General features: G+C 64.6%; 18 protein-coding genes. 13 read left to right on the top strand and 5 right to left on the bottom strand.

Features of this window, described 5'->3' with window-relative positions; all coding sequences use genetic code 11:
* Positions 1-17: 17 nt before the first annotated feature.
* The gene (locus E4J16_RS02480) at positions 18-1,040 is read right to left on the bottom strand and encodes a LacI family DNA-binding transcriptional regulator (RefSeq protein ID WP_136313173.1); all 1,023 of its coding nucleotides are present in this window, start codon (positions 1,038-1,040) and stop codon (positions 18-20) included.
* Positions 1,041-1,435: 395 nt separating this feature from the next.
* Here E4J16_RS02480 and E4J16_RS02475 point away from each other — a divergent pair, with 395 nt between their 5' ends.
* From E4J16_RS02475 to E4J16_RS02425, 11 genes are all read left to right on the top strand, one after another.
* Positions 1,436-2,761 carry an MFS transporter gene (locus tag E4J16_RS02475; RefSeq protein WP_275669580.1) on the top strand — a complete coding sequence of 442 codons (1,326 nt, stop codon included), beginning with the start codon at positions 1,436-1,438 and terminating at the stop codon, positions 2,759-2,761.
* A gap of 150 nt (positions 2,762-2,911) precedes the next feature.
* A complete protein-coding gene (locus E4J16_RS02470; RefSeq protein ID WP_136313171.1) occupies positions 2,912-3,424 on the top strand; it encodes a flavodoxin in 513 nt (170 codons plus the stop codon).
* 201 nt (positions 3,425-3,625) lie between these two features.
* The gene (locus E4J16_RS15055; RefSeq protein ID WP_168709449.1) at positions 3,626-4,021 is read left to right on the top strand and encodes a hypothetical protein; all 396 of its coding nucleotides are present in this window, start codon (positions 3,626-3,628) and stop codon (positions 4,019-4,021) included.
* Between the two features lie 52 nt (positions 4,022-4,073).
* Positions 4,074-6,155, top strand: coding sequence for a DUF6571 family protein (locus tag E4J16_RS02460; RefSeq protein ID WP_136313169.1), 2,082 nt, complete (start codon positions 4,074-4,076; stop codon positions 6,153-6,155).
* A gap of 86 nt (positions 6,156-6,241) precedes the next feature.
* Positions 6,242-7,483 (top strand): DUF6571 family protein, encoded by a 1,242-nt coding sequence (locus E4J16_RS15050; RefSeq protein WP_168709448.1) that lies wholly within the window; start codon positions 6,242-6,244, stop codon positions 7,481-7,483.
* The gene (locus E4J16_RS02445) at positions 7,480-7,968 is read left to right on the top strand and encodes a DUF6571 family protein (protein ID WP_136313167.1); all 489 of its coding nucleotides are present in this window, start codon (positions 7,480-7,482) and stop codon (positions 7,966-7,968) included. Before E4J16_RS15050 ends, E4J16_RS02445 begins: the two co-directional genes overlap by 4 nt.
* A gap of 255 nt (positions 7,969-8,223) precedes the next feature.
* Complete coding sequence (locus E4J16_RS15045) at positions 8,224-8,376, top strand: hypothetical protein (protein WP_168709447.1); 153 nt, start codon at positions 8,224-8,226, stop codon at positions 8,374-8,376.
* A gap of 371 nt (positions 8,377-8,747) precedes the next feature.
* On the top strand, positions 8,748-10,007 hold the full coding sequence (locus tag E4J16_RS02440; RefSeq protein ID WP_136313166.1) for a DUF6571 family protein: 1,260 nt from the start codon (positions 8,748-8,750) through the stop codon (positions 10,005-10,007).
* Between the two features lie 120 nt (positions 10,008-10,127).
* Positions 10,128-11,096: a hypothetical protein gene (locus E4J16_RS02435; RefSeq protein WP_136313165.1), complete on the top strand. Its 969-nt coding sequence runs from the start codon at positions 10,128-10,130 to the stop codon at positions 11,094-11,096.
* Between the two features lie 44 nt (positions 11,097-11,140).
* On the top strand, positions 11,141-12,121 hold the full coding sequence (locus tag E4J16_RS02430) for a DUF6571 family protein (protein ID WP_136313164.1): 981 nt from the start codon (positions 11,141-11,143) through the stop codon (positions 12,119-12,121).
* 317 nt (positions 12,122-12,438) lie between these two features.
* The gene (locus tag E4J16_RS02425; RefSeq protein ID WP_136313163.1) at positions 12,439-13,005 is read left to right on the top strand and encodes a hypothetical protein; all 567 of its coding nucleotides are present in this window, start codon (positions 12,439-12,441) and stop codon (positions 13,003-13,005) included.
* On the opposite strand, the gene E4J16_RS15575 is transcribed toward E4J16_RS02425, so the two are convergent.
* Positions 12,888-13,949: a hypothetical protein gene (locus E4J16_RS15575; protein ID WP_240038233.1), complete on the bottom strand. Its 1,062-nt coding sequence runs from the start codon at positions 13,947-13,949 to the stop codon at positions 12,888-12,890. The two genes, E4J16_RS02425 and E4J16_RS15575, sit on opposite strands and share 118 nt — an antisense overlap.
* 3 nt (positions 13,950-13,952) lie before the next feature.
* A complete protein-coding gene (locus tag E4J16_RS02415) occupies positions 13,953-14,645 on the bottom strand; it encodes a hypothetical protein (protein ID WP_136194111.1) in 693 nt (230 codons plus the stop codon).
* A gap of 226 nt (positions 14,646-14,871) precedes the next feature.
* Here E4J16_RS02415 and E4J16_RS15570 point away from each other — a divergent pair, with 226 nt between their 5' ends.
* Entirely contained in the window at positions 14,872-15,498 is a 627-nt protein-coding gene (locus E4J16_RS15570) for an L-rhamnose mutarotase (RefSeq protein ID WP_240038232.1), read from the top strand.
* 9 nt (positions 15,499-15,507) lie between these two features.
* Positions 15,508-16,074: a hypothetical protein gene (locus E4J16_RS02405; protein ID WP_136313163.1), complete on the top strand. Its 567-nt coding sequence runs from the start codon at positions 15,508-15,510 to the stop codon at positions 16,072-16,074.
* On the opposite strand, the gene E4J16_RS02400 is transcribed toward E4J16_RS02405, so the two are convergent.
* Positions 15,957-16,676, bottom strand: a complete 720-nt coding sequence (locus tag E4J16_RS02400) for a hypothetical protein (protein WP_240038231.1) — start codon at positions 16,674-16,676, stop codon at positions 15,957-15,959. The genes E4J16_RS02405 and E4J16_RS02400 overlap by 118 nt on opposite strands.
* 345 nt (positions 16,677-17,021) lie before the next feature.
* Positions 17,022-17,726, bottom strand: a complete 705-nt coding sequence (locus E4J16_RS02395) for a hypothetical protein (protein ID WP_136313162.1) — start codon at positions 17,724-17,726, stop codon at positions 17,022-17,024.
* Between the last annotated feature and the right edge of the window lie 28 nt (positions 17,727-17,754).

Here is a 17,754-nt window from a genome sequence, read left to right as displayed (position 1 = left end):
TGCGAGTCGGGCGACGCTCACGCGCGGTGCCGCCCGCCCGCGGTGGACTCGCGCACTATGAGCTCGGGTGGGAAGACGATGTGCTGCACGTCTCCGCCCTTGGCCAGTAGCAGGTCGGCCGCGGCCGCTCCCATCTCCCGCATGGGCTGGCGCACGCTGGTCAGTGGGGTGATGAGCTCGGCGGCGACGGAGACGTCGTCATAGCCGACGATGGCGACGTCGTCGGGGATGCTCAGGCCACGACGACGCACCTCCCGCATCGCGCCAATGGCGAGCTGGTCATTGGCGCACAGCAGTGCCGTGGGTGCGGGGGCGGCTCCAAGGAGGGCGGCCGCTCCGACGGCGCCGGCGTCGGCGGTGAATCCCTGTCCGCCGCTGACGGCCTCGATCTCCGCGAGGGCCTCCGCCGGGTCTAGGCCCGCCTCGACCAACGCGGCAATGACGCCGTCGCGCCGGTCGACGGCCTGCCGCACGGTGAGCGGACCGTTGACGAAGCCGATGCGGCGGTGCCCCAGTTCGATCAGGTGAGCCGCCGCGGCGCGGGCCCCGGCGACGTCGTCCCCGGACACGGTGGACAGCTCGGCGGAGATCGGCGGGTGATCCATGAGCACCACCCGGATTCCGCGTCCGGCCAGGACGGCGAGGTTGTCGAGGGTGGAGGCCGAGGGGGTGACGATCATGCCGTGGACGTCCATACCGGCCAGCAGGCTCATTAGTTCGCGCTCGCGCTCGGGATCGGAGTCGGTGGAGCCGAGCATGGGCACACGGCCGTCCTCGCGGAGGCGGTCCTCAATGCCGCGGGCGGCCTCGGTGAAGAAGGGGTTGGAGATGTCGTGGACGAGCACGCCCACCAGAGAGGAGCCGCCGTGGCGCAGGCGGCGAGCCGCCTCGGAGCGGACGAAGCCGAGCTCGTCGATGGCGGCGCGCACGCGGTCGATCGTTGGCTGGGCGACGCGCTCCGGATGGTTCAGGACGTGAGAGACGGTGCCCACCGACACTCCCGCACGTTCGGCTACGTCACGCACCGAGGGACGTGCCATGTTCGCTCCTTAGCTCTTCACTCCGCCGGGGACGCGTGGCAGCGTCACTCCGCTTGCTCCGCACGCGGCTGCCTGACCGCGCGAAGCAGCGGCGTGCGTGCGAGACCATCATTCCAGGTCGGCGGCGAGGGCGGAGCCAAACAGCCCGCGAGGCGCGTCATTGCAACGAGTATCCGCCGCGCGTCGCCCGGGGAGCACCACCTCGAGCGGCAGCGCACAGCAACCATCAATCGATTCAATCGATCCGCCACATCCTTGTACGAAGCTGCAAGGCCTGCTACAGTGACAACGATTGATTCGTTTCAATACGTCGCTGACAGCCAAGGCGGTCGGCTCCACAACCATCTTGCCGGTTCGATCCGAGCAAGCCGCACCCCATGCTCGAAGGAGAGCACGTGTCCACAGCAGTCTCTACGCGCAAACCCCCTAACCCGTGGTTCGTAGGCGTTGTCTCCGGCATGGCGTCCTACATTGACGCCTGCGCCATCGTCTCCAACTCCACCGCTCTGGTCATCTACCAGGACGCACTGGGGATCACCAACAGCCAGGTCGGGCTGGCCTCATCGGCACTGACCCTCGGCATCGCCTTCGGCGCCCTGTTCGGCGGGCCGCTCGGCGACCGCTACGGCCGCAAGCACGTCTTCTCCGCCACCATGCTCATGATTGTTCTGGGAGCGACCTGCCAGGTCTGCGCTCCGAGCTTCCCGATCCTGCTCGTCGGCACCATCCTCGTGGGCCTCGGCACGGGCGCCGATCTACCGGTCTCGCTGGCAACGATCGCCGAGTCCGCCACGGACGAGAACCGCGGCAAGATCATCGGCCTGTCCAACATGCTGTGGACCGGCGGAATCCTTGGCGCGGTCGTCGCCGGATCCGTGGTCGGCAACTGGGGCCGGCTGGGCGGACAGGTCATGTACGGCCAGATCCTTGTTGTAGCCCTGATCACACTGCTGCTGCGCCTACCCATCCCCGAATCCGAGATCTGGCTGGCCGCCCGCCGCGAGCGAGAGTCCGGCAGCGGCACCGTGCGCGCCGAGCGCGTGACCATCGGCACACTGCTCCGGCCTCCCTATTTCAGGCCCTTCATCGCGCTGATCTTCTTCTACGCGCTGGTCAACATCCCGGCGAACACCGGCGGCCAGTTCACCACCTGGATCAACCACAACATCATCGGCATGGAGATCGCCTTCTCCAATCAGATCGGCCTGCTGATGATGCCGCTCGGCTTCATCTGGGGCCTCTGGTTCATGCGGATCGTAGACACACCAAAACGCATGCCCTACTTCTACCTGGGCGCCGCCTGCTATGTGGGCTCCTACTTCATCTACATCATCGGAGGCTTCCACGTGTGGAGCTACATCGCCGTCTCCCTGATCAACGGCTTCGGCGGCGCCTTCGCCTTCGAGGGCATCATGAAGGTGTGGACGCAGGAGTCCTTCCCCACCCTGGTGCGCGCCACCGCCCAGGGCGACATCGTGTTCGTCGCCCGGATCGTCGCCACGCTGGCGGCCTCGGTCACCCCGTCGCTGATGAGCCTGAACCCACGCGTGGCCTACATGATCCTGGTGAGCTTCGCCATTGTCGGTTACGCCTTCGCCGTCTGGGGCTTCCGCGGCAAGCAGCGCAACGAGTTCGCCGTCGAGCACCATGCGGAAGCCGACGTCGCCGCAGCCGAGGATGCGGGCCTGGACTTCACCGTCTCCCCCGAGCCCAAGCACTGAGTCCGGGTTCTTTCCGGACAGCGAGCGCCGTCGTCGTCCCCGACTCCGGGTGGCGACGACGGCGCCGCCCCGGCGGCCGCGGATGTCAGTTACCGTCACGCAGCCGCGCCGTTATCATTACCCCATCTACTCCCAAAGGAGGGACCCGTCATGACCGCTGAGAACAGCACGGGCGCGAGAACGCTCGTCGTCCACTACTCCGCGCACGGACACACCCGCCGTGTTGCCGAGACGCTTACGCGGGCGCTCGGAGCCGACGCCTTCGTACTGTCCCCCGCCGAGCCCTACACCGAGCCCGACCTGGACTACAACGACCCGCGCAGCCGAGTCTCGCGCGAGCACGTCGATCACGGCCTGCGCCACGTGGGGCTGCTGCAGGACACCCCCGATGGCTTCGCCGACTACGACGTCGTGCTGGTCGGCTACCCCATCTGGTGGGGCGAGGCCTCCTGGGTCCTGAACGACTTCGTGAAGCACAATGACTTCTCGGGCAAGACTGTGATCCCGTTCTGCACCTCATTCTCCTCCCCTGTCGGCGCCAGCGCCCGCGACCTGTCCGCCTTGAGCAGCAGCGGTGACTGGAGGCCGGGCACCCGCCTGGAGGCCAACATCAACGCCGACGGCGTACGCCGCTGGCTGGACCAGCTCGGGGTCAAGGCGTAGCAGCGGCAGCATCTCGATGACGGGCGGGCGCCCGGCACGCCGAACGGCACTCCGCCGGCGGTGTGGCCGGGAGCCCGCCCGGACACACCACCGGCCGGGAACCGGTCTCGCTGTGACGGGAGCGTGATTTCTAGGGTATGTTGTCCCCATCGTTACCAGGGGCGCCACGCCCCGACCGCGGCAGCCGAAAGCGAGGCCCTGATGCCGTCCTCCCCCACCTACGACGCCGACGACGATGCCGATGCCGCCGTCGGCGAGGACATCCCCATGGTGCCCAACCGCAAGCTGGAGGCGATCCAGGCAGTCTTGGAGTACGCGCAGGGCTCGCGACTCCGCCTGGACAGCTGGGAGCCCACCCCCACCACGGGCACCACCACCCAGTACAGCGACACCTTCGACGCCGGGCTGAGCGAAGACGTTTGGACCTCGCCGGTAGCCGACGACTACCGCACCAGCGTCGACACCGCCGACTCCGGCGCCTACGACGCGATCGCCGACATCGTCTCCGACCTGACCGACGCCGAGAACGCCTTCTACGACGCCGGGCAGGAGAGGGTGCCCGAGGGCTCCGCCCTGGCCAGGTGGCCCAACACCTGACCCCCTGCCCCGCCCCCCTCTGAACCAACCGCAAAGCACGGAGCCGGCCCCCATGGCCTTCATCAAGATCGACACCGACAAGATGCAAACCGTCGTCGACAACCTCGAGGACCGCGCCGCAGCGATCGACTACGAGCGCAACGCCATCAACCACACCAGCAACTACTACCACGACCCGGTGCCATCCGTCGTCGACGCAACCGACGCAGGACCACGCCCAGGACCCCTGGCACAGTCCGCCTACGACCTGCGCGACCTGGCCGACCAGCTGCGCTCGCGCCGCCAGGAGGCCATCGACATCAACGCCTCCGGCATCACCATGGCCAGCCCCGACGGCACCCTGACCTACTACCTGCCCGACCCACCACCAGGCACCACCGACGAAGCCGCCTACTGGCGCAACATGGACACCGTCAGCAACGTCCACGCCTACAACACCGGCTCAGTTGAGACCGCCAAGGCCGAGGCGGCCGAGCTGCAGGAGGCCCTGGAGAACGGCACCTCCACCCAAGGCCGCACCCCCGAGGAAATCCTCGACCAAATCGACAAGCACCGCGACATCCCCACCTACGGCCTGGCGTTCTGCCAGACCATGGGCGTGGACAATATGCTGGACGCCCCGCTAGAGGCACAGAAGGACACCAACTACGCCTTCCAATCACAACCAGAGATCATCGACCGGATGGTCGACACCTTCGGGCATGTCATGTGTGCCGCCTCCACCCTTTACGATGAGACCTCCTACCAGCCCTCCGTCTCATCTCCGTCCTCGCCGCACCAGTACTCGCTCGCATCGGCCATCTACAACGCCGTTACGGAGAAGGGGCACGAGGGCCGCGCCACCGTGCTGGACGCCTACCTCACCGCTGACGGCACCGTCTACGACGCCGATTTCCTAGTCGGCCTGGCGGGGCTGATGGAGACCATTGAGGACTGGCCCGCCGAGCCCAAGGGCGTCACCTGGGGCAGCAACAACTACGGCAGCGATGACTACGCGGACAAGTACCTGCCCGGCCACACCACCGACCCGTTGGCGGCCGTCCTCAACGGCATGGCGCGCAACACCGAGGCATCATTGGACTACCTGGCCCCAGAGGACTGGAACAGCGAAGACGGCGCCTGGGTGCCCTCACCACAGGCCAAGAAACGCATGGAGATGCTGACCAACCGGGAGTGGACGGAGCTGAGCATGGAGGGCCTGTCAGCCGTCTTCGCCGCGGCCTCCGCCTCGCGCAGCCCTTCGGCGGACAACGTCGGAACCCCATCCGGCACTGAAAACAGCCAGCGCGCCACCTGGGCCACAGCAAACGGCATCACCATAATCGAAGCACAAGACATCCCCGCACACGGGCAGACCAAACACAACATCGGCATCATGCTCGGAAACTGCGGACCCGAGATTCTCAGCATCGCGAATCGCGGTACAGGTGTTCCCTATGACTACGCTGCTTATCCACAAGCACCTATTACTGTAGCCGGAGGAGATCCCACAGCTATTCAACAGGCCATCGCACACCTGCTATACGAAGTCTCCGACTCGTCGGAAGCAGTTTACGAGATTGCTCGCGGCACCACCGCATTCACCGCCGCACACACTTCTTTGGCTGCGACAGAGGACGGTCTCTCCACAGACACCATTCGTAGCAACTACGACGAGGAGGGCAGTGTTTTAGGTCTGCTCACAGTACTGGGCCAAGAACATGCCGACAGCGTCTATAATGGCGCCACTGCCGCCACCACCTTGCTATCACTGGTTCCCGGCGTAAACGTCCCCGCAACACTTGCCAACGCTGGCTTGGCTCTCAATGGCGCACCCGCGGTTGATGTGACCGGAGCAGACGACCCGTCAGTGCTACTCGGCGCCGCCTACACCAATGCGTTCAACGCCGGACTCATCAACAACCCACCCGACCCTTCCACGACCTCGTGGTACTCCGTTGACGCCAACGGCGCACACCACATAACACTCAACACTACGGATCAGCTCAAAGATTTCTACGAATGGATTCATGAAGGCGCTGGAAACAGCCCGGACGTCAAAAACACCCTAAACCAAATCAGTATTGACGGCGGAACAACGAGTTGGAACAGTGCCGATGATTATAAGGAATACTATGGTGGTGATGCGTGGTGAACCGCGCTGGAGCTGGCTCGCCCCCGGCACGCGGGCTCCCTCAGGGCGCCGGTTTCCAGCCCCGCCGCGGCGTCCGGCGCCGCACTGTGGCGGTTGTGCTGGTTGTGGTGCTGGTTGTGGTGGGGGTTGCTGGTGGTGTGTGGTGGCGGGTGTGGGTGGAGGACCCACTGGAGGCGCAGCTGGCGGGCCTGGCCGGCGACCCGGCCGCCGCCCTGGACTACCTCGTCCCCACCACCAGCACCACCGGCACCGGCGGCAGCGACGCAAACGATAATGACGGCGCCGACGAAGCCAACGACAGCAGCGATGGTGATGACGATGACTTCAGTGGCGGGTGGGTGCCGTCCGGTGAGGCCCGAACCAGGTGGGACCAGCTAACCGGACGGCGCTGGGGCACCAAGGGCATCACCGCCCTCACCCAGGCCCTCGCAGCCGCCTCATCCCTAAGAACTGACACAGGCCAGGACGGCCAGCGCGCTACCTGGGCCACCGCCCAAGGCATCATCCTCCTGGCCAACCACACCAGCCACCTGACCGACCAGGCCAAGGCCAACACCGGCGTCATCCTGGGCAACTGCCCCACCGAACTCATCGCCCTGGCCCAACGCCTCCCCATCACCGCCACCGGCCCCGACAACTACTACAAGGCATTCCCTATAACAACCGCAGGCACCAACGAGCAGGACCTCACCACCGCTACCGCGCACCTGCTGTACGAAGTAGCGGACTCAACCGGAGCGGCCTACGAGATCGCCCGCGCCACAACCGCCTACACCGCCGCACAAGCCTCCCAGTACATGAACACCCACGGCGCCTCAACCGACACCCTGGCCGACTTCTACGCCCGCAACGCCGACGCCCTGAACCTACTCACCCTACTAGCCGACACCACCGACACTGGCATCATCGACGCGGCCAACGCCGGAGCCGCAGCCTCCACCGACCAGCTAACCATCACCACCAACACCAACGGCCAGCACACCATCACCCACACCCCCACCACCACACCCCAACCCAACCCCACCATCCCCACCGGCACACCCGGCCTACCCGCACCCATCTACACCAACGCGTTCAACGCCGGACTCATCAACAACCCACCCGACCCCAACACCACCACCTGGTACACCACAGACACCAACGGCGCACACCACATCACACTCAAAACCACAGATCAGCTGAAAGACTTCTACGAGTGGATTTATGAAGGCGCCGGAAACAGCCTGGACGTCAAACACGTCATGAACCGAATCGGCATTAACGGCAATCCAGAAAGATGGCGCACCACCGACGGCTTTAAAGAGTACTACGGTGGTGACGACTGGTGACGTCTTCTGATGCCGTCCCCGCCCCGGATACGTCTATTTCGGCGTCTGACCGCAGGTCTCCTCACCGCGCTCTGCGGCGTACCGCCGTTGCGCTGGTTGTGGTGCTGGTTGTGGTGGGGGTTGCTGGTGGTGTGTGGTGGCGGGTGTGGGTGGAGGACCCACTGGAGGCGCAGCTGTCTGGTCTGGCCGGCGACCCGGCCGCCGCCCTGGACTACCTCGTCCCCACCACCAGCACCACCGGCACCGGCGGCAGCGATAGCGATGGTGATGACGATGACTTCAGTGGCGGGTGGGTGCCGTCCGGTGAGGCCCGAACCAGGTGGGACCAGCTAACCGGACGGCGCTGGGGCACCAAGGGCATCACCGCCCTCACCCAGGCCCTCGCAGCCGCCTCATCCCTAAGAACTGACACAGGCCAGGACGGCCAGCGCGCCCCTGGGCCACCGCCAAGGCTCATCCTCCTGGCCAACCACACCAGCACCTGACGACCAGGCCAAGGCCAACACCGGCGTCATCCTGGGAACTGCCCCACCGAACTCATCGCCTGGCCCAACGCCCCATCACGCCACCGGCCCCGACAACTACTACAAGGCATTCCCTATAACAACGCAGGCACCAACGAGCAGGACCTCACCACCGCTACCGCGCACCTGCTGTACGAAGTAGCGGACTCAACCGGAGCGGCCTACGAGATCGCCCGCGCCACAACCGCCTACACCGCCGCACAAGCCTCCCAGTACATGAACACCCACGGCGCCTCAACCGACACCCTGGCCGACTTCTACGCCCGCAACGCCGACGCCCTGAACCTACTCACCCTACTAGCCGACACCACCGACACTGGCATCATCGACGCGGCCAACGCCGGAGCCGCAGCCTCCACCGACAGCTAACCATCACCACCAACACCAACGGCCAGCACACACACCCCACACCCCCACCACACACCCCAACCCAACCCCACCATCCCCACCGGCACACCCGGCCTACCCGCACCCATCTACACCAACGCGTTCAACGCCGGACTCATCAACAACCCACCCGACCCCAACACCACCACCTGGTACACCACAGACACCAACGGCGCACACCACATCACACTCAAAACCAACGACCAACAAAGGAACTTCTACACCTGGGTAACCGACGGATCCGGAAACAGCCTGGCCGTCAAAGACATCATGAAGCGAATTGGCATTAACGGCGTTCCAGAAAGATGGCGCACCACCGACGAGTTCAGGGAATACTATAGTGGTGACGACTGGTGAAAACGGCCATGGTGACCGATGCCCCGTTGGTAACCGGGACCGGCAACTACCTTGACGGCTATGCGGTTGATCCGATGGCGGGGCCGCTCTTCGCCATGAGCCGCAACCTGGAGGCCGCCGACAAGTACTTCACACCTACCCTGGTCAACCCACCCATCGTCATTGATGAGAACGGCAACGCGACCATCCCGATAACCGACTACGACCCGAACATCTCGTTCACCACCCGGGACGGCCGCACCATCACCGCGCAGGAGCGCGCTGACCTGTTGTTCACCAGGACCTGGGTATATGGAAATGAAGACGCGCTGACCGCCGCCTACGCGGCGGTCTCAAGCCAGCGCGGGAGCACCGACGGCGCCCTTGACAGGCGGGCGACCTGGGCGTGCGGCCAGGCTCTGGAGTACTTCGGCAGCCATGACTTCTCCAAGTCCTCTGAGCAGACCAAGGTCAACCTCGGCGTATTCGCCGGCAACCACGCCGCCGAGATCACCGGCATGGCCACCGGCGCGAAGCCAGACAGCCAGTACGGGTACCCCACGGCCAAGGACCACGCCCACGATGCCGAGTCCAAGCGCAAGGCGTTGAAGCACGTGGTCGCATCCATCGCCGACTCCGACGACGCGGTGTCCGCGGCCGGCCAGGGGATCGCGAACTACACCGAGCGCGCCGCGCACGCAGAGGCCGCAGAAGACCTCCCCACAGACGGAACACCCCCAACCTCCGAACAGATTCAAGAAGCACAAAAGGGCATGAACCGCGCCTATACCAATGGGCGTAGCGCGGCGGCCTGGGTGGATGAGGTCGCCGACCTGGCCAATGAACGTTCGGATACTCAGCGCGATAAGGAGCGGGCGCAGGCCGGTGCTGCCTTCGCCATCGTGGGCGCGATTCCCCACCCCGCCGCCGCAGCCGTGTCCGCCGCGGGCTCCACCGGGCTGTCGCTATGGGAGGCGGCCTCCAGCGACACCGTCACCGACCTGAAGATCGACGCAACCGCCTACAACGCCAGTATCACCGAGGTCGCCGTCCAGCACGGGCTCGTAGACGAGAGCTACTTCCCCGACGCCGATAACCCGCAGTCCTGGTACGACCCGGACACCAAGACCGTCACCATCACCGACGACACCCAGAAGGAGCAGTTCCAGCAGTGGTGGGCCACCAACGGCGACGACATCGGCCTGTCCGAAGGCCTAATGACCGTCAGCCAGACCGCGGCAGACCCTAAAGACACCGACCTGCCCGAAGACTACTGACACAACCACTGGCAGCACACAACCATGAACCCAACCACCCCCAACACGGACCACAGCGACAGCACCCGCGCCGCTGGCGCCACCGCCCAGGGGCCTGGCATGTGTAGGTATAGGAGACGCATGCTGGCAGTCCTGCTCACCATCACGGCCCTGTGCACCGGTACCCTGGCCTGGTTGTGGCGCCCCTGGGATCATGAGGAGGAGGTTCCGCCGCCGGAGGCCGTGTGTCAGGACGTCTACAACACCGCCGAGCTCAACCGAATCCTGGGCAGCAGTATCGGCAGCGACACGATGCAGAGCTACGGCGGTTGGGACAGGCGCTGCGGCGTTATATCGGGCAAGCCACCGGCCACAGACGCCGACGGCTACTACCTGCAGAACACCATCATGCTCATCGAATACTGGGGCGGCGAGGAGTACGACGCGGGCAACGGTTACAAGTGGACCGATGAGACCATGGCCGCGGACACCGAGAACGACGTCCAGAAACTCAACAACCCCGAACTCGAGGGCAACACCTACCTCTGGGTAATGGAGCTCGGCTCAGAAAACCATGTGAACGGCATCTGGTTCGGGAACGGCTTCATACTGGTCGTCACCTTGCTTTACCCAGAAAACAGCCTGGACGGCCCGAGAACCACCCAGGAGGCCATGGACGTCATGCCCGAGCTACTGACCTACATCGGCACCCAGGCACGACAACACCACGCCATCCCAAACTTCAGGTCCACCAAGAACCCCGGCGCCCCCGAACCATCCGACGCAACCAGCACCCCCAGGCACGGGGCCAACATCCACGAGCACCCCAACCACACCCTGACCCATGGAAGCCACCGCCACCTCCCCCGCACAAAGCACTCCCGTCCCGGAGTCCGACCAGCGCCCTGCCCATGGCGTCCGGCGCCGCACTGTGGCGGTTGTGTTGGTCCTGGTGCTGGTTGTGGTGGGGGTTGCTGGTGGTGTGTGGTGGCGGGTGTGGGTGGAGGACCCACTGGAGGCGCAGCTGTCTGGTCTGGCCGGCGACCCGGCCGCCGCCCTGGACTACCTCGTCCCCACCACCAGCACCACCGGCACCGGCGGCAGCGATAGCGATGGTGATGACGATGACTTCAGTGGCGGGTGGGTGCCGTCCGGTGAGGCCCGAAACCAGGTGGGACCAGCTAACCGGACGGCGCTGGGGCACCAAGGGCATCACCGCCCTCACCCAGGCCCTCGCAGCCGCCTCATCCCTAAGAACTGACACAGGCCAGGACGGCCAGCGCGCTACCTGGGCCACCGCCCAAGGCATCATCCTCCTGGCCAACCACACCAACCGCCTGACCGACCAGGCCAAGGCCAACACCGGCGTCATCCTGGGCAACTGCCCCACCGAGCTCATCGCCCTGGCCCAACGCCTCCCCATCACCGCCACCGGCCCCGACAACTACTACAAGGCATTCCCTATAACAACCGCAGGCACCAACGAGCAGGACCTCACCACCGCTACCGCGCACCTGCTGTACGAAGTAGCGGACTCAACCGGAGCGGCCTACGAGATCGCCCGCGCCACAACCGCCTACACCGCCGCACAAGCCTCCCAGTACATGAACACCCACGGCGCCTCAACCGACACCCTGGCCGACTTCTACGCCCGCAACGCCGACGCCCTGAACCTACTCACCCTACTAGCCGACACCACCGACACTGGCATCATCGACGCGGCCAACGCCGGAGCCGCAGCCTCCACCGACCAGCTAACCATCACCACCAACACCAACGGCCAGCACACCATCACCCACACCCCCACCACCACACCCCAACCCAACCCCACCATCCCCACCGGCACACCCGGCCTACCCGCACCCATCTACACCAACGCGTTCAACGCCGGACTCATCAACAACCCACCCGACCCCAACACCACCACCTGGTACACCACAGACACCAACGGCGCCCACCACATCACACTCAAAACCAACGACCAACAAAGGAACTTCTACACCTGGGTAACCGACGGATCCGGAAACAGTCCAGAGGTAGCAGACATCCTCGATCAGAACGGTATTAACGGCAATCCAGAAAGATGGCGCACCACCGACGACTTTAAAGAGTACTACGGTGGTGACGACTGGTGAGACACACCGACGCCGCCCCAGGAAGCCGGGAAACGCGGCCAAGACGACGCATACTGGCCATCCTGCTCGCCATCACCGTCCTGTGCGCCGGTGCCCTCGCCTGGTGGTGGCGCCCCTGGGACCAGCCGGAGGAGCTGCCGCCGCCGGAGGCCGTATGCCAGGACGTCTACAACACCGCCGGGCTCAACCGAATCCTCGGCAGCAGTATCGGCAGCTCCACGATACAGAACTACGGCGGTTGGGATAGGCGTTGCACTGTTTCCTCGAGAATGCCACCGGCCACGAATACCAGAGGCCACTACTTGTAAAACACCATCATGTTCACCGAATACTGGCACGACGACGAGTACGACGCAGGCAATGGCTATAAGTGGACCGACGAGACCATGGCCGCAGACACCGAAAACGGCGTCCAGAAGCTCGACACCCCCAAGTTGGAGGGAAACACCTACCTCTGGGTCAGGGGGTCCGGCTCAGAAAACTATGTGAACGGCATCTGCTTCGGGAACGGCTTCATACTGGCCGTCGCCTTGCTTGACCCAGAAGGCAGCCTGGACGGTCCCAAAACCACCCAGGAGGCCATGGACATCATGCCGGAACTACTGACCTACATCGGCACCCAGGCACGAGAACACCACGCCATCCCGAACTACACGTCCAGCAAGAACCCCAGCACCCCCCGACCCATCCAACGCAACCGACACCACCAGCACTGGCACGAGCCCCGGCGCTCCGTTCCCGTCAATCGACCAGAACACCGCCTGGCTTATGGTTCGTCGGTGGGGCGGACGATAATCGTCTGGATTTCGGCTACGGGGATAGTGGTGGTTGTGCTGGTGGTGTGGGTGTTGAGGCTGCCGGCGGCCCCGTCGGTGGCGGAGTAGGTGATCGCGTAGGACACCTTCACATCCACCGGGGTCACACTGTCCTTGAAGTGCGCCGACGAGCGGTCGAACACGATCACGCAGTCGGTGCCGAGGCGGTCGTTGTCCTCAGTCCACGGGATACCAAACCCAGTACACGTGGCGGTTCCGTCCTTGGGCTGCAAAGTCAACCGGGACGCCGTAGCCGTGACCGTCGCCGACACCGGGCCCGCCGTAGCCGTAACACGCACCTCCTTCGGCGTGTCGCCGGTGGCCCAGATCCAGGTGTCCATACCCACGACCGTGGCCCGCGACTGACCAACCGAAGGGTTGTAGCCAATCGTCGCCGTAGGAATCGTCACCGCATCCCACGCCGCCCGCGCCAGGGTGGCGCCGTCGATCACCGGCTCCGGCGCCGCCTGGCCAGCAGGCACGTACACAGGGCCATTCGAGGTGAACTCCGCGAACAGCTTCTGGTACTCCATCGGATCGTCACCGTTGTAGTACTTCCAGTCGCACCACGGCTTATACCAGTAACCCTCCGTATCATCCGCATAGGAGTCGTAATCGGGATACTCAGACTCGATATACGACCGGATACCGCCCCAGTTGCCGTGCACCGAATACTCTTTCTCCGCCTGGTTGGAGTCAATCCACTCCGCGACCTCCGCACCCGTCCGATCCTGCTCGTACCAGCACACCGGATGCACGCTCGCGGTCACCGACTGCGCCGACACCGACACACCACCCCCGCCGGCCCCATCCGCCGCAGCCGACACATACTCCGCAGACACCGCGATCTGCACCGAACCATCCCCACCGGCCGACACCGAACCAGAAGACGAACCAGAACCAGTGGGCGTGCCCTTAAGCCTTTGCGCCCATGCGTTCGGCACGATCACAGCAGAAGCGAAAACCAAAAGAGCGACTATCACTGTTAGCGTCACTCGATCTTTGTGTTTCATTGTTCACGCCACGCATTCGTTGGTCGATAGCGTTGTTTCATCCGATTCTTTCCAGGTCCCATCCTCGTAGATCATGGTTATAAGCACCTCATAGCGGCCTTGGAGCGTCTCTGGGTCACTGATGTCGTTGCCGTCAGCGTCATAGTCGACTAGGTCCGAGTGGTCGCCACAGATCAACACCTGAGCCTTTCGCATGTCGAATGCGAAGACCTGATTTACCGAAACGCGGACTACTCCGTCTGTGCGCCCATCTCCTAACTGCTCGTAGCCTTCCTTTAAGACCTGGTACTCCTCTGCGGTCATGAGGGGTTCGGCGTTCTCTGCGCCGGTGTGGGTGAACCAGATGTTCCAGGTGACCTGGTCGTAGTTGATGAAGGCCTTGAGCACCTCGGTCTGCAGCTCGTCCAGGTCCTCGGGGATCGCGGTCACTATGTAGCGGTCAGTGGACAGTGACTCCGCGGTGACCACGCCTGCGGCCTCCGCCGAGGCCGCCGCAGACGCGGACGCAGCCGCGGCGGCGGCCGACTCAGACGCCTCGGCTGAGGCCATGGCCTCGGGGTCAAAGGTGCCGATACCCAGGGGGTTGTCGTCGGAGTCGGACGAGCATGCCGCCAGGGGTGCACAGGCCAGCAGCAGCGCCGCGGCGCCTGCGGCGGCGCGGCGCCATCGGGGTGAAGTTGTTGGGAAACGAGTCATGGGAAGCTCCTCGCACATAAGGCTGACCTGCAGGTCACGTCATCAGGACGTTACGTAGTTTCACACACCCAGATGTCACACACAAGCAACTAGGCGGTCCACGTGACTCTTGCACAGCCCTTGACTCTCGGGCAGCCGCAGGGCTATGGTCGCTCGCGTTGAAACGGTTCACGCCGTCGTTCAGGCCTCGGCCCTCCGCCGCGGCACCCACGAACAAGGACGTTCCATGACTGACTCCCCCACCGCCGACGCTCCCGCCACCGCGGCCGCCACAGCCGGTGCCGCCCCGGCCACGCCGCCCGTCCCCAACGCGACAGCCGCCTCCGCCGCCGTCCCGGCCGCCCTCACCGAGCTGCTGAACACCACCTCGGCCCGCTCCCCCCACCGCTGCTGCTTCCTGCTGCACGTGCGCCCAGACCGGCTCACCGAGTACGTCGAGGTCCACCAGCACGTCTGGGAGGAGATGCGCCACGCCCTGACCCGCTGCGGCTGGCGCAACTACTCGCTGTTCCTGCGTCCCCAGGACGGGCTCGTCGTCGGCTACTTCGAGTCCGACGACGCCCCAGGAAGCCGGGAAACGCGGCCAAGACGACGCATACTGGCCATCCTGCTCGCCATCACCGTCCTGTGCGCCGGTGCCTTCGCCTGGTGGTGGCGCCCCTGGGACCAGCCGGAGGAGCTGCCGCCGCCGGAGGCCGTATGCCAGGACGTCTACAACACCGCCGGGCTCAACCGAATCCTCGGCAGCAGTATCGGCAGCTCCACGATACAGAACTACGGCGGTTGGGATAGGCGTTGCACTGTTTCCTCGAGAATGCCACCGGCCACGAATACCAGAGGCCACTACTTGTAAAACACCATCATGTTCACCGAATACTGGCACGACGACGAGTACGACGCAGGCAATGGCTATAAGTGGACCGACGAGACCATGGCCGCAGACACCGAAAACGGCGTCCAGAAGCTCGACACCCCCAAGTTGGAGGGAAACACCTACCTCTGGGTCAGGGGGTCCGGCTCAGAAAACTATGTGAACGGCATCTGCTTCGGGAACGGCTTCATACTGGCCGTCGCCTTGCTTGACCCAGAAGGCAGCCTGGACGGTCCCAAAACCACCCAGGAGGCCATGGACATCATGCCGGAACTACTGACCTACATCGGCACCCAGGCACGAGAACACCACGCCATCCCGAACTACACGTCCAGCAAGAACCCCAGCACCCCCCGACCCATCCAACGCAACCGACACCACCAGCACTGGCACGAGCCCCGGCGCTCCGTTCCCGTCAATCGACCAGAACACCGCCTGGCTTATGGTTCGTCGGTGGGGCGGACGATAATCGTCTGGATTTCGGCTACGGGGATAGTGGTGGTTGTGCTGGTGGTGTGGGTGTTGAGGCTGCCGGCGGCCCCGTCGGTGGCGGAGTAGGTGATCGCGTAGGACACCTTCACATCCACCGGGGTCACACTGTCCTTGAAGTGCGCCGACGAGCGGTCGAACACGATCACGCAGTCGGTGCCGATCCGGTCGTTGCCCTCACTCCACGGGATCCCGAACCCGGTGCACTTGGCGACCCCATCCTTGGGCTGAAGAGTAAGCATAGAGGCAGTGGCAGTGATGGTGGCGGTTACGGGGCCGGCGGTAGCCGTCACACGCACCTCCTTAGGCGTATCACCGGTGGCCCAGATCCAGGTGTCCCAGCCCACGATCGTGGCCTGCAAGTCCCCCACCATGGGGTTGTAGCCGATCATGGCGGTAGGGATCGTCACCGCATCCCACGCCGCCCGCGCCAGGGTGGTCCCATCAATTACCGGCTCCGGAGGCGCACTCCCGGCAGGCACATAGACGGGGCTGTTGTTGGCGTAGTAGTCCGCCATGACCTCCCCGAAATCGCGTTCGTCACCGTCGGCCATGTACCGTGAATCGCACACCGGGATGTACCAGCGCCCCTTGGTGTCATCCGCGTACGACTCGTAGTCCGGGAAGCGGGCCTTATAGTCATCCCACGTGTCGCCACGTGTAGTACTCATGTAATCGGTGGCCTTCGGCGAGTCAATATACTTCGCCCGCTCCGCCCCGGTGTCGCTCTGCTCGTACCAGCACACCGGATGCACACTCGCGGTCACCGACTGCGACGACACCACGTCACCAGAGCTACCGCCCGAGCCGTCTGCCGCAGCCGACGTGTACTGGGCGGTCACCGTCATAGTCACCGACCCATCCCCACCAGCAGACACCGAACCAGAAGACGAACCACCAACAGCGTCCCCATCCTCCTCAAGGGCCCAGGCTGGAGCTGCGGTTACGAGTGGGGCCGCCAACAGGAGCACCGCGCCTACTAAGGCGGCTAGTTTTCGAGTCATCCGCGCCATGGCTCACACCGTGCATTCGTTGGTCGACAGGCGCTCCTCGGAGGATTCCTTCCAGGCACCGTCCTCATCAACCATGGTGATCCTGATCTTGTAGCGCACCTGCAGAGTCTCAGGATCACTGACATCATTGCCGTCAGCGTCATACTTCACTAGATCTGTCTGGTCGTCACAAATCTCGACCGTGGCTTTAGGCGGCGAGTCATAGGGAGACGTCAAATACACCGAGGTCACTGCGACCCTCACCGTACCGTCGGTGTGTCCGGCGACGGTCTGGTCCAGGTTGTTTTTAAGTCTTTGGTATGCCTCGGCGGTCATGAGGGGTTCGGCGTTCTCCACGCCGGTGCGGGTGAACCAGATGTTCCAGGTCACCTCGTCGTAGTGGACGAAAGCCTTCAGGATCTCGGTCTGCTGCTCATCCAGATCCTCGGGGATAGAGGTGATCACATGCCGCTCAGTCGACAAGGACTCCGCGGTCACCACCCCAGCCGCCTCCGCAGAGGCCGCGGCAGACGCGGACGCAGCCGCGGCGGCGGCTGACTCGGAGGCCTCAGCCGAGGCCATGGCCTCGGGGTCGAAGGTGCCGATGCCCAGGGGGTTGTCGTCGGAATCAGACGAGCACGCCACTAACGGCGCGCAGGACAGCAGCAGCGCCACCGCACCTGCGGCAGCACGACGCAGCCCGGGTGAACCAGTCGGGAAACGAGCCATGGGCAACTCCTCGTACGCATAAGGCTGA

The sequence above is a fragment of the Actinomyces procaprae genome (assembly GCF_004798665.1).
GTDB classification, from domain to species: domain Bacteria; phylum Actinomycetota; class Actinomycetes; order Actinomycetales; family Actinomycetaceae; genus Actinomyces; species Actinomyces procaprae.
The sequence above is the reverse complement of the archived record's forward strand: the minus strand, read 5'-3'. Positions and strand labels throughout refer to the sequence as shown.

Excerpts from the sequence above, each read along its gene's own strand:
- E4J16_RS02460 (WP_136313169.1), top strand. The coding sequence starts at position 4,074 with ATGGCCTTCATCAAGATCGACACCGACAAGATGCAAACCGTCGTCGAC.
- E4J16_RS15055 (WP_168709449.1), top strand. The coding sequence starts at position 3,626 with ATGCCGTCCTCCCCCACCTACGACGCCGACGACGATGCCGATGCCGCC.
- E4J16_RS02415 (WP_136194111.1), bottom strand. The coding sequence starts at position 14,645 with ATGACTCGTTTCCCAACAACTTCACCCCGATGGCGCCGCGCCGCCGCA.
- E4J16_RS15575 (WP_240038233.1), bottom strand. The coding sequence starts at position 13,949 with ATGAAACACAAAGATCGAGTGACGCTAACAGTGATAGTCGCTCTTTTG.
- E4J16_RS15045 (WP_168709447.1), top strand. The coding sequence starts at position 8,224 with ATGAACACCCACGGCGCCTCAACCGACACCCTGGCCGACTTCTACGCC.
- E4J16_RS02395 (WP_136313162.1), bottom strand. The coding sequence starts at position 17,726 with ATGGCTCGTTTCCCGACTGGTTCACCCGGGCTGCGTCGTGCTGCCGCA.
- E4J16_RS02470 (WP_136313171.1), top strand. The coding sequence starts at position 2,912 with ATGACCGCTGAGAACAGCACGGGCGCGAGAACGCTCGTCGTCCACTAC.
- E4J16_RS02435 (WP_136313165.1), top strand. The coding sequence starts at position 10,128 with ATGCTGGCAGTCCTGCTCACCATCACGGCCCTGTGCACCGGTACCCTG.
- E4J16_RS02400 (WP_240038231.1), bottom strand. The coding sequence starts at position 16,676 with ATGAGTACTACACGTGGCGACACGTGGGATGACTATAAGGCCCGCTTC.
- E4J16_RS15570 (WP_240038232.1), top strand. The coding sequence starts at position 14,872 with ATGACTGACTCCCCCACCGCCGACGCTCCCGCCACCGCGGCCGCCACA.
- E4J16_RS02480 (WP_136313173.1), bottom strand. The coding sequence starts at position 1,040 with ATGGCACGTCCCTCGGTGCGTGACGTAGCCGAACGTGCGGGAGTGTCG.
- E4J16_RS02405 (WP_136313163.1), top strand. The coding sequence starts at position 15,508 with ATGTTCACCGAATACTGGCACGACGACGAGTACGACGCAGGCAATGGC.
- E4J16_RS02425 (WP_136313163.1), top strand. The coding sequence starts at position 12,439 with ATGTTCACCGAATACTGGCACGACGACGAGTACGACGCAGGCAATGGC.